General features: G+C 61.8%; 9 protein-coding genes. 6 read left to right on the plus strand and 3 right to left on the minus strand.

The genetic code is table 11. The features are described from left to right. Positions 1–15 precede the first annotated feature (15 nt). The 6 genes from ACOJSJ_RS10570 (at position 16) to ACOJSJ_RS10595 (ending at position 10,068) form a co-directional block, all read left to right on the plus strand. On the plus strand, positions 16–1,167 hold the full coding sequence (locus ACOJSJ_RS10570; protein ID WP_420144938.1) for a TIGR03032 family protein: 1,152 nt from the start codon (positions 16–18) through the stop codon (positions 1,165–1,167). 104 nt (positions 1,168–1,271) lie between these two features. Continuing rightward, positions 1,272–1,805 carry an RNA polymerase sigma factor gene (locus tag ACOJSJ_RS10575; protein WP_420144939.1) on the plus strand — a complete coding sequence of 178 codons (534 nt, stop codon included), beginning with the start codon at positions 1,272–1,274 and terminating at the stop codon, positions 1,803–1,805. A gap of 39 nt (positions 1,806–1,844) precedes the next feature. Further along, entirely contained in the window at positions 1,845–2,831 is a 987-nt protein-coding gene (locus ACOJSJ_RS10580; protein ID WP_420144940.1) for a FecR family protein, read from the plus strand. A gap of 24 nt (positions 2,832–2,855) precedes the next feature. After that, positions 2,856–5,228, plus strand: a complete 2,373-nt coding sequence (locus ACOJSJ_RS10585) for a TonB-dependent receptor (RefSeq protein ID WP_420144941.1) — start codon at positions 2,856–2,858, stop codon at positions 5,226–5,228. A 707-nt stretch (positions 5,229–5,935) separates the two neighbouring features. Then, a complete protein-coding gene (locus ACOJSJ_RS10590; protein ID WP_420144968.1) occupies positions 5,936–9,025 on the plus strand; it encodes a TonB-dependent receptor domain-containing protein in 3,090 nt (1,029 codons plus the stop codon). A gap of 68 nt (positions 9,026–9,093) precedes the next feature. Next, positions 9,094–10,068, plus strand: a complete 975-nt coding sequence (locus ACOJSJ_RS10595) for a 2OG-Fe(II) oxygenase (protein ID WP_420144942.1) — start codon at positions 9,094–9,096, stop codon at positions 10,066–10,068. Between the two features lie 75 nt (positions 10,069–10,143). On the opposite strand, the gene ACOJSJ_RS10600 is transcribed toward ACOJSJ_RS10595, so the two are convergent. The 3 genes from ACOJSJ_RS10600 to ACOJSJ_RS10610 all read right to left on the minus strand — a co-directional run bounded on the left by ACOJSJ_RS10600 (position 10,144) and on the right by ACOJSJ_RS10610 (position 15,309). Next, complete coding sequence (locus tag ACOJSJ_RS10600) at positions 10,144–10,638, minus strand: methylated-DNA--[protein]-cysteine S-methyltransferase (protein ID WP_420144943.1); 495 nt, start codon at positions 10,636–10,638, stop codon at positions 10,144–10,146. Between the two features lie 76 nt (positions 10,639–10,714). Further along, positions 10,715–12,130 carry an efflux transporter outer membrane subunit gene (locus ACOJSJ_RS10605; protein ID WP_420144944.1) on the minus strand — a complete coding sequence of 472 codons (1,416 nt, stop codon included), beginning with the start codon at positions 12,128–12,130 and terminating at the stop codon, positions 10,715–10,717. 2 nt (positions 12,131–12,132) lie between these two features. Then, positions 12,133–15,309 (minus strand): efflux RND transporter permease subunit, encoded by a 3,177-nt coding sequence (locus tag ACOJSJ_RS10610; RefSeq protein WP_420144945.1) that lies wholly within the window; start codon positions 15,307–15,309, stop codon positions 12,133–12,135. Positions 15,310–15,312 lie beyond the last annotated feature (3 nt).

Below are 15,312 nucleotides of genomic sequence, written 5' to 3' on the forward strand. Positions count from 1 at the left end.
TTTGGGGAAGCGAAGATGGCCAAGGGAAACGCAGCAGAAAGCAAATCGTCCACAAGCACCGGAGCCGCGGCCGCCCCTGATGCGACCCGACCGGCGCCCGCGCCGGAGACGTCGCAAATCAGCGTGTCGAGGGGGTTGAGCGACTGGCTCGTCGCGCATCGCACCAGCCTGGCCTTTACGTCCTATCAGACCGGGCAACTTTTTCTGGTCGGCAGGCAGCCAAACGGCAGCGTGTCCTTCAACCAGCAGAATTTCAATCGCGCCATGGGCCTGTCCTGGGCCAATGGGCGGCTCTATCTTGGGTCGCTCTGCCAGGTTTGGCGTCTGGAAAACATGTTGCGCCCCCATGAGCGGGCCAATGACGTGTTCGACGTTGTTCTGGTGCCGCGCAATGCCCAGACCACGGGCGATGTCGACATCCACGAAGTCGGCGTGGACGCCGAGGGTCGCGTCGTCTTCGTCAACACCAAATATAGCTGCCTGTGCACGCTCGATCTCACCTACAGTTTCAAACCGATCTGGAAACCCGGCTTCATTTCGAAGCTGGCACCGGAGGATCGCTGCCACCTGAACGGCATGGCGATGGCCAATGGTCGGCCCGCCTACGTCACTGCCGTCAGCCGTTCGGATATACTCACCGGCTGGCGTGAGCGACGCCATGAAGGCGGCGTGATTATCGAAGTCGAGACCGGCAGGATCGTGACCGATCAACTGTCGATGCCCCATTCCCCGCGCGTGGCGGATGGTCGCCTCTACGCGCTGGATAGCGGTCGCGGGCAGATCATCGAAGTCGATCCACAAACCGGCGAAAAGCGCGATATCGCTTTCTGCCCCGGCTTCCTGCGCGGCATGACGATCCATGATGGCCATGCCATCGTCACCGTCTCCAAGCCGCGGGACGGCACCTTCAAGCATCTCTCTCTCGATGCCGAGCTGGCGGCCCGCGATGCAGAAGCCTGGTGCGGCATTCTGATCGTCGAGCTTTCCACCGGAAATCTGGTGGAGTGGATCAGGCTGGAGGGGCATATCACCGAACTGTTCGACGTGACCGCAATGCCCGGCGTTACCTGCCCGATGGCAGTCGGTCCCGATACGCAGGAATTTCGCGGGACGATCTGCTTCGATGCCGGGATTCTGCACGGCGCGTCCCTCGCCCAGGCCGCGTGAGCGGCAGGGTCCGGGCGCGCCGCCTGGGTACCGTAGTTGAGGCAGCGGCGGGCAAAAGATTCGCTGTGCCGCAACACCACGGACGCAGCAGGACAGCGCCGCATATGACTGGCGAGCTGAGGGTGGCGGGCGAACAACAGAGCGAACTGGTCACTTCGTTCATGCTGAATCGGAACGCGCTCGCCCGATTCCTGGCGATACGTTGCGGGAGCGATGGCGCTGAAGATCTGATGCAGGAGCTGTGGATCAAGGTGCAGCATGTCGATACGGTGGTCGATATGCCCCTCTCCTATCTCTACCGCATGGCCCATCGGCTTGTGCTGGACATGCGGCGCGGTGCTTCCAGAGGCCGGGATCGCGACTGGGACTGGAGCTTTGTCCAAGGCATCACCGAGGCGGTCGAGGCCCCGATTGCGGAGCGCGCGCTGCTGGCTCGGGAGCGTCTTCGGCTGGTCGAACAGGCGCTGGCTTCGGTAAGCAGCCGCGCGATGCGCATATTCACCCTGTACCGCGTCGATGGCATCGAACAGCGACGCATTGCCGATGAAATGGGGATCAGCATCAGTACTGTGGAAAAGGATCTACGTCGCAGCTACGCGGCGCTCGCCCGATTGAGAGACAATAGTGATATGGTTTGAAGCGATCCGTGGCGTCAGCGGCGCAAGGAGATGCCGAGGATGAACAAACGATTGTCAGATGCCGAGGCGCAGGCCGTCGACTGGGCGGTCCGCGCCGACGCGCCGGACTTCAGCGACTGGGCCGCACTCGAACGATGGCTTGCAGCGGACCCTGTCAACGCAGTGCTGTTCGATCGCGCCGCCAGCGACGCCCATGCAGCTGCGGGAACCATCGCATCGCCCCCGTCGCGTGAACACCGCACGCCTGTTCGGGGCAACCGCGCTGCAATTACCGAAAGGCGGACGATCCCGGCCCGGAAATATTGGGTCCCGCTGGGGATCGCCGCCGGGCTGGGCAGTCTTGCTTTCAGCGCGACCTGGCTCCTCCAGCCTGCGCCTGCGCCAACACGGATCGTCGCGACCAGAGCGGGTGAAGTGCGGACCATCATGCTGGACGATCACAGCAGCGTCACGCTGAACGGCGGCAGCGAAGTGCGCTTTGCATCCGATCAGGCCCGAGCGCTTGCCTTGAGCCGCGGTCAGGCGAGCTTTCAGGTTCACCATGATGCGCGGCATCCTTTCGTGGTCAGGGCCGGCGCTGTCGAGGTCATCGATCTAGGCACCCGTTTCGACATCGACCGCACGGACAGCGGCACGGTCATCGCGGTGGGCGAAGGAGCCGTAATGATCCGCGCGGCAGGACGCGAGGTCGAACTGCATGCTGGCGAGCGCAGCATCGTACCGGAAGGTGGCGCGCCCGGCGGCCCCTCCACACTGCTGCCGCAGGATGTTTCATCCTGGCAGAGAGGAACGCTCACCTACGACGATGTGACGGTCGGCCGCCTCCTCAACGATGTTAACCGCCGCATTGGCTTGCGCACTCGCCTGTCGCCGGGCCTGACGGACCGGCACTTCGCCGGATCGGTCAATCTGAACGGATCGCCGGAAGCGGTGATCGCGCGGCTGGAGGCGGTGATCGGGATCGTTGCGCATCGCGACAATGACGGGTGGACATTCGCACCCCGCCCGGACGGGATACGACGCTAGGACGTGCCGCACGCCCCCATTCGGTTGCGCGCCCATCTCTGGCAGGCGGTTGTGCTGACGGCGTTGGCACCGGCGGCCATTGGGGCGCCGTCCGCCAAGGCGCAATCAAGCCGGAACGTGCATCTCGACCTGTCGCCCGGAACCGTTTCTACCGCTCTGCGAATGATCGCGAACCAGACTGGCGCGAGCTTTGGCACCGATCAGCCCGATCTGCTTCGTCGGCGAACCGGGCGCCTGCGTATCGACCTGCCGGAGGAGAAGGCCATCGATGCCGTACTTGCCCGGACCGGCCTGATTGCCCGTCGTGTCGCTCCCCGCATCTGGCGCATTGAAATATCGCGCGCCGCGCCATCGCCGCCCCCCCCAATTCGGAAAGCGCTGCTTCCCGTTCCGCCACGCGAAGCGGAAGAAATTTTGGTGACAGGAAGCAAGCTCAACGCGCCAATTACCGGTTATCCGGCGAGCGTCACCATCCTTGACGGCAGCGCGATCGATCATGCGATCGGCGACCACGGAACCTTGGCAATCGCGGCGCTGCATCCGACCCTGTTATCGACCCGCCTTGGATCCGGCAGGAACAAGTTGTTCCTTCGCGGCATTTCCGACAGCAGTTTTTCAGGGGCCAGTCCCTCGCTGGTCGGTCAGTATCTGGGCGACCAGCGACTCGTCTATGCTTCCCCCGATCCCGACCTCAGGCTCTACGACATTGCGCGCGTCGAAATATTCGAGGGGCCACAGGGGTCGCTTTATGGCGCCGGGTCGCTGGGCGGCGTGTTGCGGATCATACCCAATGCGCCCGATACAAGGCAACAATCCACGACACTCTGGGGTGGCATCACCGCGACTGATCATGGGGCGATGGGTTCGGATACCGGGTTGATTGCCAATCTTCCATTGAGCGACCGTTCGGCGATCCGGTTTCTGGGATATCGCGAACGGGCCGGTGGCTATATCGACGATGTGAAACGGCATCGTAGCAATATTAACGCCGGCGAGATTGCAGGGGCAAGGCTATCGATCCGCATGCCGCTTGGCGACAAATGGTCGATGGATCTTGCCGGGGTTGCCCAGGATGTGCGCAATATGGATGCGCAATATGAAGAGCGCGCACTGAGACGACTTGTGCGCGCTTCGTCCCTCCCGCAACCGTCGCATCATTTCTATCGGGCGTTGACGGCGTCCTTCTCCGGGCCAATAGGGACCGCGCATCTGCAATCCAGCTGGGGTATTGTGGACCAGCGCCTCGCCCAGATCTTCGATGCGACGCAGGTTGAAGAGATTCCGGAGGCCTATCGTCAGTTTGACCATATCAGGCTGCTGTCCAATGAAACCCGCCTTACAAGACAATTCGGACCCAGATGGGAAGCTGTGGTCGGGATCGCGGCGCTACGGTCCATTTCCCGGCAGGAACGAATGCTCGGTCCTGTTGAGCAACCATCAAATCTGGGAACGCTCGATGCCAAGGTCAGCGAATCGACTCTTTTCGGCGAAGTGCGATGGCACCCGCGCGACACACTGACGCTCAGCGCAGGCGGCAGGGCATCGCGTATCGACATGCATGGATCGGCCATCGGTGTCCTTGCCAAGCCAGCGCCCGATGCGCCGCCCGTCACACCGACCCGTCGGCAATCCCTCTCAACGCCAACCATCGCGCTGGCCTGGACTCCGGTTCGTCGAGCGACACTCTATGCACGTTATGCTGGCAGCTACCGTCCCGGCGGCTTCACGGTTGGTGGCGCGGTCGAGAAATTCGAACCAGATACGGTTCGGACGGCCGAAGTCGGCTTCAGGATCAAACAGCCCGACGACAGCACAGGCATGGGAATCGAAGGCTCGCTGGCGCGTACCAAATGGCATAATATCCAGGCGGATACGGTGGACGCGCTGGGGCTTCCCCACACCGCCAATCTTGGCGATGGCGTAGTACGTACTGCGACGCTGAAATTCAGCCTGTCACCAGTCCGGGGCGTCACCGCCGTCGCGGGTGGTTTCATCGCCAGCACAAGGCTGGTTGCGAACCTCCCGGAATTCGAAGACGCCTTTGTTTCGCACCTACCCAATGTCGCACGGCACGGCGCAATCCTGTCGCTCGCCTATGAGGGCCGTGTGTCGTCGGCAAGCGCGATTCGCGCGGAATTACGCGGGCATTCGGTAGGTCGATCGATGCTCGGTATCGGCCCGCGACTTCAGTTCCAGCAAGGCGACTATACCTATTTTTCGGGCAGCCTGGGGTGGGAGATCGGCAGGACTACCCTGTCTCTGGAAATGTCCAACCTGCTCGACACGCGGGGGAACATGTTCGCGCTGGGCACCCCATTCTCGCTTTCCAGCGGCGTTCAGGGAACGCCGTTAAGGCCCGGCTCGGTTCGCCTTGCTCTACTGGTACGCGCGCCCTGACCATGGTCAGGATAGTTCCCTCCCTTCTTCGACCGCAACAAACAAGGCGGATTTGTAAATTGCCCGCAGCCGACCGATGGACTTTGCGCCATATCAAGCAACCGATCCTGGAATCACACCGCAATGCTGCACAGCAGCGCGATGCGAAAGGCCTCTTGAGGCGCCGCCCGGATTAATTCGGCAGGCTCGTTCGCCGATCATTATGGCCGGGCATGCGATAATTTCCGATAAGGCCATGCTGAGAGAAGCGAAAACGGCGCTCAATAGCTCCAGCGCTTATCAGATGAAGCCACGCCAATCCCTTGGCTCGCACTTCAAGGTTTCGTTTTTCGATTCCAGGCTGTGACTGCTTTCCGTAATTTTCAAAACAGCCCCCTGCCCTTTAAGGGAAAAGGCTAGCCGGCCGCGTCCGAAATTTTACATATTTCCTCAGTAATCAGACACTTCCCACGACATATTTGCGCGACCCGTAAGATATTTTTGCTGTGCCCGCCGCTGTTGCAGGCAGAACACATGTTTCACAAAAATTTCAACACGCGACAAGTATATTACAAAGCCTCTTGTTTTACGTCTGTAATGGTTCACCCTTCGACCCAGAAGCGCGAATTAAGGGTCCGCGCGATTCTGAACAGGGGCTTAATCTTTTGAAAACACATCTGATGGCGTTTACCGCCCTGGCAGGCAGCTTTGCCTTTTCCGCCGGAGCCATGGCGCAGGGGAGCAGCGCCGCACCGCAACAGACTGCAGCCGATCGCGACGCAGAAGCATCGGAAGCGCCGTCGTCCATCGTCGTGACCGGATCGCGCATCCGTCGTCCGAATCTGGACGGCAACGCGCCGATCACCACCATTTCTGGCGAACAGTTTTTCGAAACCGGCGCGCTTTCGGTCGGCGATACGCTGAACGAACTGCCGCAGCTGCGCAGCACCTTCAGTCAGCAGAACTCGACGCGCTTTCTGGGGACGCGCGGCCTGAACCTGCTCGACCTTTATGGCCTGGGCACGCAGCGCACGCTGGTGCTGGTCAACGGTCGTCGTCATGTGGGTTCGGACGTTCTGTCCAACGGCGTGTCGCCTGACACCAACACTTTCCCGACCGACCTGATCGAACGCGTCGATGTCGTTACGGGCGGTGCGTCGTCCGTTTACGGTTCGGACGCGATCGCCGGCGTCGTCAACTTCGTCCTGAAGCAGGATTATGACGGCGTTCAGGTCCGTGGCCAGAACGGCCTCAGCAAATATGGCGATGCGGGCAACCGTTATGCGTCGGTGCTGGCAGGCAAGAATTTCGCCGACGGTCGGGGCAACATCGCGATCAACGTCGAATATGCCCAGTCGGACGATTTCTACGGCTCCAACCGTCCCACCATGCGCCAGAACGACGCGTTCATCGTGGTCGATACCGACCCGGCAGGCACGGCCAACGGTTCGGACGGCGTGTTCGATCGCCAGTTCTACCGCGACGTGCGTTCGGCGACCATCTCGCTGGGCGGCCAGACCGGCATCTTCCAGAGCGCGGGTAATGCCGCATGCGGTCGTGACACCGCTGGTGCAGCCTTCGTCTGTAACATGCTGTTCCAGCCCGACGGCACGCTGGTGCCGCAGACCGGCACGCGCATCGGCCTTGGCCCGAACGGCAACTATGTCGGTGGCAACGGCACCAACAGCCGTGAAGGCAAGCTGCTGGCGCTCAGCCCGAATCTGGAACGCATTTCGGTCAACCTGATGGGCCATTATGAGTTCAGCCCGTCCTTCGTTCCCTTCTGGGAAGCCAAATATGTGCGCGCCGATGCGTTCGGTTCGCAGAGCGGCCCCTTCTTCTCGCAGGGCACAACGCTGGGCGATCCGGGCGGCCGTGAACGCATCCGCCTCGACAACCCCTATCTGTCGGCGCAGGCCCGCTCGGTCCTGACGCAGCAACTGCTGGCGACCACGGTCAACGCCAATACCGGCGCCGCCCTGACCGCCGCACAGCTGGCAACGCAGCGCGCGCAGATCAACGCAGGCACGTACCGCTTCAACCTGCGCCGCAATTGGGTCGATTTCGGCATTCGCGACGAAGAAATCCGTCGTGAAACATATCGCGCCGTGGTCGGCGTTCGCGGCGACTTCAACGATGACTGGAACTATGAACTGTCCGCCAACTATGGCGAACATCGTGAAAAGAACATCGTGCGCGGCAACGTGAACGTCCAGCGTTACCTGCTGGGCATCGACACCACCCGCGACGCGGCCGGCAACATCGTCTGCCGTTCGAAGCTGAACCCCGCCGGTACGGTCGATTATGGCGCGGATGCCGCCATTCTGGCCGCCGACATCGCCGCGTGCGTTCCGATCAATCCCTTTGGTCAGGGATCGGTATCGCAGGCAGCGCGCGACTATGTCCTTATGGACACCGTCGCCACCGGCAAGATCAAGCAGTTCGTCGCTTCGGGCTTCGTCGCCGGTGATTCCAGCCAGTGGTTCGAACTGCCCGGCGGTCCCGTCGGCTTCTCGATCGGCGGCGAATATCGTCGTGAAAAGGTCTATTACGACCTGGATGAACTGACCCAGCAGGGCTACGCCTTCTACAACGCCATCCCGACCTTCCGCGCGCCTGCGTTCGAAGTGAAGGAGCTGTTCGGTGAAATCAGCGTGCCGTTGCTGCGCGACGTTCCCTTCTTCAAGGAACTGACCGCCAACGCATCGGGCCGCGTGTCCGATTACAAGGGCGCGACGGGCACCGTCTACACCTGGGGCACGGAACTGACCTGGGCGCCGGTGCAGGACATCCGTTTCCGCGGCACCTATAACAAGGCGATCCGCGCACCCAACGTGGTCGACCTCTATTCGGAACAGAGCCAGAATTTCGCGCCTGCGCCGAACGACCCCTGCTCGCTGCGCAACATCGGCACTGGTTCGTCCTTCCGTGCGGCAAACTGCCGTGCAGCAGGCGTCCCGACGAACTATGACTTCGTCTACACCTCGTCCATCGAACTGGTGTCCGGCGGCAACCCCAATCTGCGCGAAGAAACCAGCACCAGCTGGACTTTGGGTGGCGTGATCACGCCGCGCTGGATCCCGGGCCTGTCGTTGTCGGTCGACTATTTCAACATCAAGGTCGACGACGTCATCACCGCGCCTTCGGCACAGCAGATCCTGAACGCCTGCTATGACGCGCCCGACCTCAACAACCCCTTCTGCGGCCTGTTCACGCGTAACGGCGCCACCGAAGGTCCGGCTGGTGAAGCCCCCTATCAGGTGCTTCAGGGTTCGCTTCAGCAGACCACGCTCAACTATGCGAAGCTGACAGCGCAGGGTGTCAACGCCGAACTGAACTATCGCCGCGAATTCAGCTGGGGTTCGGCCGGATTCAAGACGATCTATACCCGGATGATCAAGCGGAACGAATATCTCAACCCCGCAGATCCCAGCTTCCGCAACCAGATTCTGGAAGAACTGGGCGATCCCAAGAACCAGGTGAACTTCAACGGCGACGTGAAGATTGGCAAGCTGACCATCGGTTATCAGATGCGCTGGATCGACAAGATGTACCTCAATACCTTTGAGGACTATAATTCGGTCAATGGCCTGCCGCCGCAGAATGCCGACTATGCTTCGCTCAAGAAGTATCCGGACGTTTTCTATCACGACGTGCGCTTCGGCTTCGACGTGACGGACAAGTTCAACCTGTATCTCGGCGTGGACAATATCGGCAACCGTGCACCGCCCTTCGGCCTGACCGGCGTTGGTGCGGGTTCGGGTATCTATGATGTCCGTGGCCGTTACGGTTATATCGGCGCCGTCGCGAAATTCTGATCGCACGCCGCAATTCAAAAGGGAAAGGGCCGGATTGACTTCCGGCCTTTTTCGTTTTCTGCTTGGCCATGACCTCCACCATCGTTCCCCATGCCCAGCAACTGGCCGCGTCCGGCCAGACCATGCAGGCGGTCGCCCATCTGGAACAGGGGGCGGGCCGTGACGATGTGGATGCGCTATTCTGTCTCGCGACCTGGCATCTGGCGGGATATGGCGTGGCGCGTGACCTGCCCCGCGCCCGCGACCTGTTGCATCGGGCCGTGGGCATCGGGCATGTCGATGCGGCATTGATGGAAATCGCATTGACCGCCAACGGCAGCGGCGCTCCGGTCGACTGGCCGGGTGCGATCGACCTGCTGAACATCGCGGCGCAGACCGATCCCGTTGCGCAGGATCAGCTGGCACTGATCGATCGCATGGCCCTCGATCGGGATGGATACCCCGCGATGGCGCCGTCGGGACAGCCGGTGACCGCGCAATGGGACGTCCGGCTGTTCCGCAATTTCCTGTCCGCTGACGAATGCCATCATGTCATCACGCAGGGCGCGCCGATGATGGAACCGGCGATGGTCATCGACCCGCGCACCGGCCGTGCCGTTCCGCACCCCATCCGCACATCGGACGGCGGCATATTCGGACCAGCGCGCGAGAATCTGGTCATTCAGGCGATCAACCGTCGCATTGCCGCCGCAAGCGGCACACAGACAGCATGCGGGGAGCCGCTTACGACATTGCGCTATGGCGTGGGCCAGCAATATCGGCAGCATCATGACTGCCTTCCCCATGTTCAAAATCAGCGGTCATGGACGATGCTGATCTATCTGAACGAAGGCTATATGGGCGGGGAGACGGTGTTCCCGTACCTGAATGTGTCGGTGAAGGGACGCAAGGGCGACGCCCTGCTGTTCAGGAACATCGATCCGCAGGGACGCCCTGCCCCGCTGGCGACGCATCTGGGCGCCCCGGTCACGGCCGGACAAAAATGGCTGTGTACGCGGTGGATACGGACGCAAGATCATGATCCGTGGGCGTCGGCGAGTTAATAACACAACGGAAATTTATCGGATCATTTCGCACGTCAGACATGCGAACCGGTCAGCGCCTGATGTATCACGCCGTCACAGCAGACCGGGTTGCCCCCGTTCGAAATCGAGCAGCCAGCGCTTTACCTCTACCCCGCCCGCAAATCCGGTGAGCGCACCGTTGGCGCCGACCACCCGGTGGCAGGGCGCGATGATCGATATGGGGTTGCGGCCGTTGGCGGCACCGACAGCGCGGCTGGCGGTCGGGCTGCCGATCATGCGGGCAATATCGCCATAGCTGCGCGTTTCGCCGAAAGGGATGGTGAGCAGCGCCGCCCACACCTGACGCTGAAAATCGGTGCCGCGAAAGTCGAGCGGCACCGTGAACCGGCGCAGGTTTCCAGCGAAATAGGCGTTCAACTGCTCCGCCGCCTGCACCAGCATCGGGTGGTCGGGTCGCTTGTCCCGCATGGTCAATCGGACGCGGTCGGGGTCGTCATCTTCCCATAACACAGCCACCAGTCCGGCATCGCTGGCGACCAGCGTCAGGTCGCCAACCGGGGATGGGAAGGATGTTTCGACAAGGGACATGAAAAACTCCGCTACGCAGGATGAGTGCGTAGCGGAGTTTTTCGGTCGGGGCTTCCCCCGGCTTGCGTTCAAACCATTATTTCAGGCCGCCGCCCATCGCCCGGTAGATTTCCACCATATTGGTAGAGCGGACGAGACGGGTTGCAACGAGGCCCTGTTCGGCGGTGTAGAGCGCCCGCTGCGAATCCAGCGTTGTCAGAAAGCTGTCGATGCCCGACCGGAAGCGGGCTTCCGACAGGGTATAGGCGACGCGGGCGGAATCGCGCTGCGATGTCTGGGCTTCGATCTGCTGCGACATGGTCCCGCGACGGGCCAGCGCATCGGCAACTTCGCGGAATCCGGTCTGCACGCTCTTTTCATAGGTTGCGAGCATCGCATCATAAGTCGCGCGGGCATAACGCAGATTATTCTTGTTCCGTCCGAAGTCGAAGATCGGCAATGTGGCGCTGGGCGCCACCGACCATGTATCGCTGCCCGACTTGAACAGGCCCGACAGGCCAAGGCTGACCGTACCCAGCGCCGCCGTCAACGAGACATTGGGGAAGAAGGCCGCACGCGCCGCGCCGATATTGGCATTGGCGGCGAGCAACTGATGTTCCGCCGAGGCAATGTCAGGACGGCGCAACAGAATGTCTGACGAGATATTCGCGGGCAGATTGTCGAGCATCGCGTCCTTGTCCGCCGCAGCATTCGGCAGATCCGCGGCAGGCACGGTCGTTCCGGCCAGCAGATTCAGCGCATTCTGGTCCTGCGCGACAAGGGTCGTCGCGGCGGCTATATCCGAACGGGCGCCGTCATAGGTGGTCTGCGCCTGACGCACTTCCAGTTCCGACGCGATACCCTTGGCAAAGCGGGCCTTCGTCAGGTCCAGCGTCTTGCCGAATGCCTGTTCCAGATCGCGCGCGATGCGCAGCCGTTCCTGATCCGCCGCCATGGTGAGCCAGGCATTAGCGGTTTCGGCGATCAACGCGGTCTGCGCCGCGTTGCGGGTTTCGACGCTGGCGAAATATTGTTCCTGCGCCGCCTTCGTCAGGTTGCGAACCCGGCCGAACAAATCGATTTCCCATGCCGAAATGCCGACCTGCGCCTGATAGATGTCGGTGTTCAGGCGCTGGGGCTGACCGAACTGGACCAGCGGCTGCTCGCTATAGGTCGCCGTGCCGGTCGCGCCCACGGTGGGCAGCAGATCGGCACGCTGGACGCGATATTGCGCCCGCGCCTGTTCGACATTGGCCACCGCGATGCGCAGATCGCGGTTATTGGCCAGCGCGGTTTCGATCACCCGTGCAAGGCGCGCATCGGTGAAGAAATCGCGCCATGCGGTGTCCGCGGGGACGATGGCCCCTGCCCCCTGATCGGCGGCATAGGCCGGTCCCTGCGGCGTGTCGGCCGGAACCGGAAGGTCCGGCCGCACATATTTGGGCGCCATGTCGCAGGCGGCCAGCGCCAGCGAAAGGGTGACGGCACCGAGCGCTTTCATATTGCGCTTCATCTTCAAGCCTCCTGCGACGCGTGCGGGGTTGCCGTATCGCCTGCTGCATCTTCATGGTTCTTATGTTCGCGGAACAGCCGCTTCACGACGGTGAAGAAGACGGGGACGAAGAAGATCGCCAGCACCGTCGCCGACAGCATCCCGCCGACCACCGCCCAGCCGATCGCATTCTGACCGCCCGCACCCGCGCCGGTGGACAGCGCCAGCGGCAGCACGCCGAAGACGAAGGCGAAGCTGGTCATCAGGATCGGCCGCAAACGCAGCTTGCCCGCTTCCAGCGCCGCCTGTGCCGGGGGCAGGCCTTCACGCATCTTTTCTTCGGCAAATTCCACGATCAGGATCGCGTTCTTGGCCGACACACCGATGGTGGTGATCAGGCCGACCTGAAGATAGATGTCGTTGTTGAGCCCCGCCAGCGTCGCGGCGATGACCGCGCCCAGCACGCCCAGCGGCACAACCAGCATGACCGCAATCGGCACCGACCAGCTTTCATAGAGAGCCGCAAGGCACAGGAACACGATCAGCATCGACAGCGCATAGACATAGGGGGCCTGACCACCCGATGTCTGTTCTTCATAGGAAATGCCGTTCCATGCGAAGCCCACACCTGCGGGCAGCTTTGCGGCAAATTCCTCCATCGCCTTCATCGCCGTACCGCTGGCCACGCCGGGTGCGGGTGCACCCTGAATGTTCATGGACGGCACGCCGTTATAGCGTTCCAGACGCGCCGGTCCCTGCACCCACTCCGTCGTCGCAAAGGCAGACAAAGGAGCCATGGTGCCGGTGCTGCCGCGCACATGGAAGGCATTGATCGCATCGGGGGAGGCCCGGAACGGCGCATCGCCCTGAACGAACACGCGCTTCACGCGGTCGCGGTCGATGAAGTCGTTGACGTAGGAACCGCCCAGATAGGTGCTGATCGTGTCATTCACATCCGCCTGCGCAATGCCGAGCGCACCGGCAGCGGATTGATCGACATTGAGTTTCAGCTGCGGCGTATCTTCCAGACCATTGGGACGGACCTGCGCCAGACGCTTGTCCCCCATCGCCATGCCGAGCAGCTGATTACGGGCCGCCAGCAGCTTTTCATGACCAAGATTGGCCTGATCCAGCAGCTGGAAGTCGAAACCCGATGCGTTGCCCAGTTCCTGAACGGCGGGCGGGACGAAGGCGAAAGCCATGCCCGACGAAATCCTCTGGAACGCCATGTTGGCGCGCAGGGCGATCGCGGGCACCTTGTTATCGGCGCCGTTGCGGTGTTCCCAATCCTTCATGCGGGCAAAAACGATACCGACATTCTGCCCCTGTCCCACGAAGCCGAAACCGGCGACGGTGAAGACGGCGGACACATTCGCCTTTTCATCGACCAGAAAATGGTCGCGCATCCGGGCCAGCGCACGCTCGGTTTCTTCCTGTGCGGTGCCCGCGGGCAGCGACACCTGACTGATGATGATGCCCTGATCTTCATCGGGCAGGAAGCCGCTGGGCAGGCGCATGAAGATGAACGCCATGCCGACGACGATCAGGCCGTAGAGCAACATGGTGCGGCCCCAGCGATGTTCGACCTTTTCGACGCCACGTCCGTAACGCACCACGCCCTTGTCGAACATGCGGTTGAACCAGTCGAAGAAGCGACCGAAGATCGACCCGATGGGTCCGTTCCAGCCATGACCGTGCGATGCCGGTTTCAGGATGGTGGCGCAAAGCGCCGGCGTCAGGATCAGCGCGACCATCACCGACAGGATCATGGACGACACGATCGTGATCGAGAATTGCCGGAAGATGACGCCGGTCGACCCGCCGAAGAAGGCCATGGGCAGGAACACCGCCGACAGCACCAGACCGATGCCGATCAGCGCGCCGCTGATTTCATCCATCGACCGTTTGGCGGCTTCCTTCGGCTCCAGACCTTCGTCCTGGATCAGGCGTTCGACATTTTCGACAACGACGATTGCGTCGTCGACCAGCAGGCCGATGGCCAACACCATGCCGAACAATGTCAGCGTGTTGATGGTGAAGCCCGCAGCACTGAGGATCGCGAGCGTCCCCAGCAGAACGACGGGAACCGCGATGGTCGGGATCAACGTCGCGCGCCAGTTCTGAAGGAACAGGAACATCACGACGAAGACGAGCAGCACCGCTTCGACTAGGGTATGGATGACCTGTTCGACCGACAGCTTCACAAAAGTCGAGTTATCGACCGGGAAGTCATATTTCACCCAGCTGGGGAAATTCTTCGACAGTTCATCGACGCGGTTCTTGACCGCTTCCACCGTGTCGAGCGCGTTCGCGCCCGGCGCCAGCTTGACGCCAAAGCCCGATGCCGGATGGCCATTGAACTTCACGCCGAAACCATATGTTTCAGCGCCCAGTTCCACCTTTGCCACGTCGGACATCAGCACGACCGAACCATCGGCATTGCTGCGCAGGCGGATATTCCTGAATTCTTCAGGCGTGCGCAGACGCGACTGCGCCGTCACGGTGGCATTCAGCGCCTGCCCCTTGGGCGATGGCGAGCCGCCGATCTGACCGGCGGAAACCTGCGCATTCTGGGCCACGATCGCCGATTTCACATCGCCGGTGGTGACGCCCAGATTAGCCATCTTGTACGGGTCGAGCCAGATGCGCATCGCATATTGCGAACCGAACAGCTGGGTATCGCCCACGCCGGTCACGCGGCTGAGCGGATCCTGCAGGCTGGACGCGATAAAGTCGCTCGCATCTTCCTGATCGTGAATGCCGTCATCGGCATAGACCGCCATGATCAGCAGGAAGCTGGAGGTCGATTTGCCGACGCGAAGCCCCTGTTGCTGCACTTCCTGCGGCAGCAGCGGCGTCGCCTGCGACAATTTGTTCTGGACCTGCACCTGCGCGATGTCGGGGTCGGTCCCCTGTTCGAAGGTGAGGGTGATGTTGAGGTTGCCCGACCCGTCGCTGGTGGACGAGAAATAGCGCAGATTATCGATGCCCTTAAGCTGTTGCTCGATGATCTGCGTGGTCGTGCTTTCCAGCGTCTGTGCGTTCGCGCCGGGATAGCTGGTCTGGATCGTCACCGCGGGCGGCGCGATTTCGGGGAACTGCGCAACCGGCAGCGTCCGCATCGCGAGCAGACCGCCCAACATGATGACGATGGCGATGACCCATGCGAAGATGGGCCGGTCGATAAAATAGCGGGCCATGGC

The organism is Sphingobium sp. (assembly GCF_048594625.1).
Taxonomy (GTDB): Bacteria; Pseudomonadota; Alphaproteobacteria; order Sphingomonadales; family Sphingomonadaceae; genus Sphingobium.

Bases quoted from the DNA above. Each gene is read 5' to 3' on its own strand.
- ACOJSJ_RS10570 (WP_420144938.1), top strand. From the start codon at position 16: ATGGCCAAGGGAAACGCAGCAGAAAGCAAATCGTCCACAAGCACCGGA.
- ACOJSJ_RS10575 (WP_420144939.1), top strand. From the start codon at position 1,272: ATGACTGGCGAGCTGAGGGTGGCGGGCGAACAACAGAGCGAACTGGTC.
- ACOJSJ_RS10580 (WP_420144940.1), top strand. From the start codon at position 1,845: ATGAACAAACGATTGTCAGATGCCGAGGCGCAGGCCGTCGACTGGGCG.
- ACOJSJ_RS10590 (WP_420144968.1), top strand. From the start codon at position 5,936: ATGGCGCAGGGGAGCAGCGCCGCACCGCAACAGACTGCAGCCGATCGC.
- ACOJSJ_RS10595 (WP_420144942.1), top strand. From the start codon at position 9,094: ATGACCTCCACCATCGTTCCCCATGCCCAGCAACTGGCCGCGTCCGGC.
- ACOJSJ_RS10600 (WP_420144943.1), bottom strand. From the start codon at position 10,638: ATGTCCCTTGTCGAAACATCCTTCCCATCCCCGGTTGGCGACCTGACG.
- ACOJSJ_RS10605 (WP_420144944.1), bottom strand. From the start codon at position 12,130: ATGAAGCGCAATATGAAAGCGCTCGGTGCCGTCACCCTTTCGCTGGCG.
- ACOJSJ_RS10610 (WP_420144945.1), bottom strand. From the start codon at position 15,309: ATGGCCCGCTATTTTATCGACCGGCCCATCTTCGCATGGGTCATCGCC.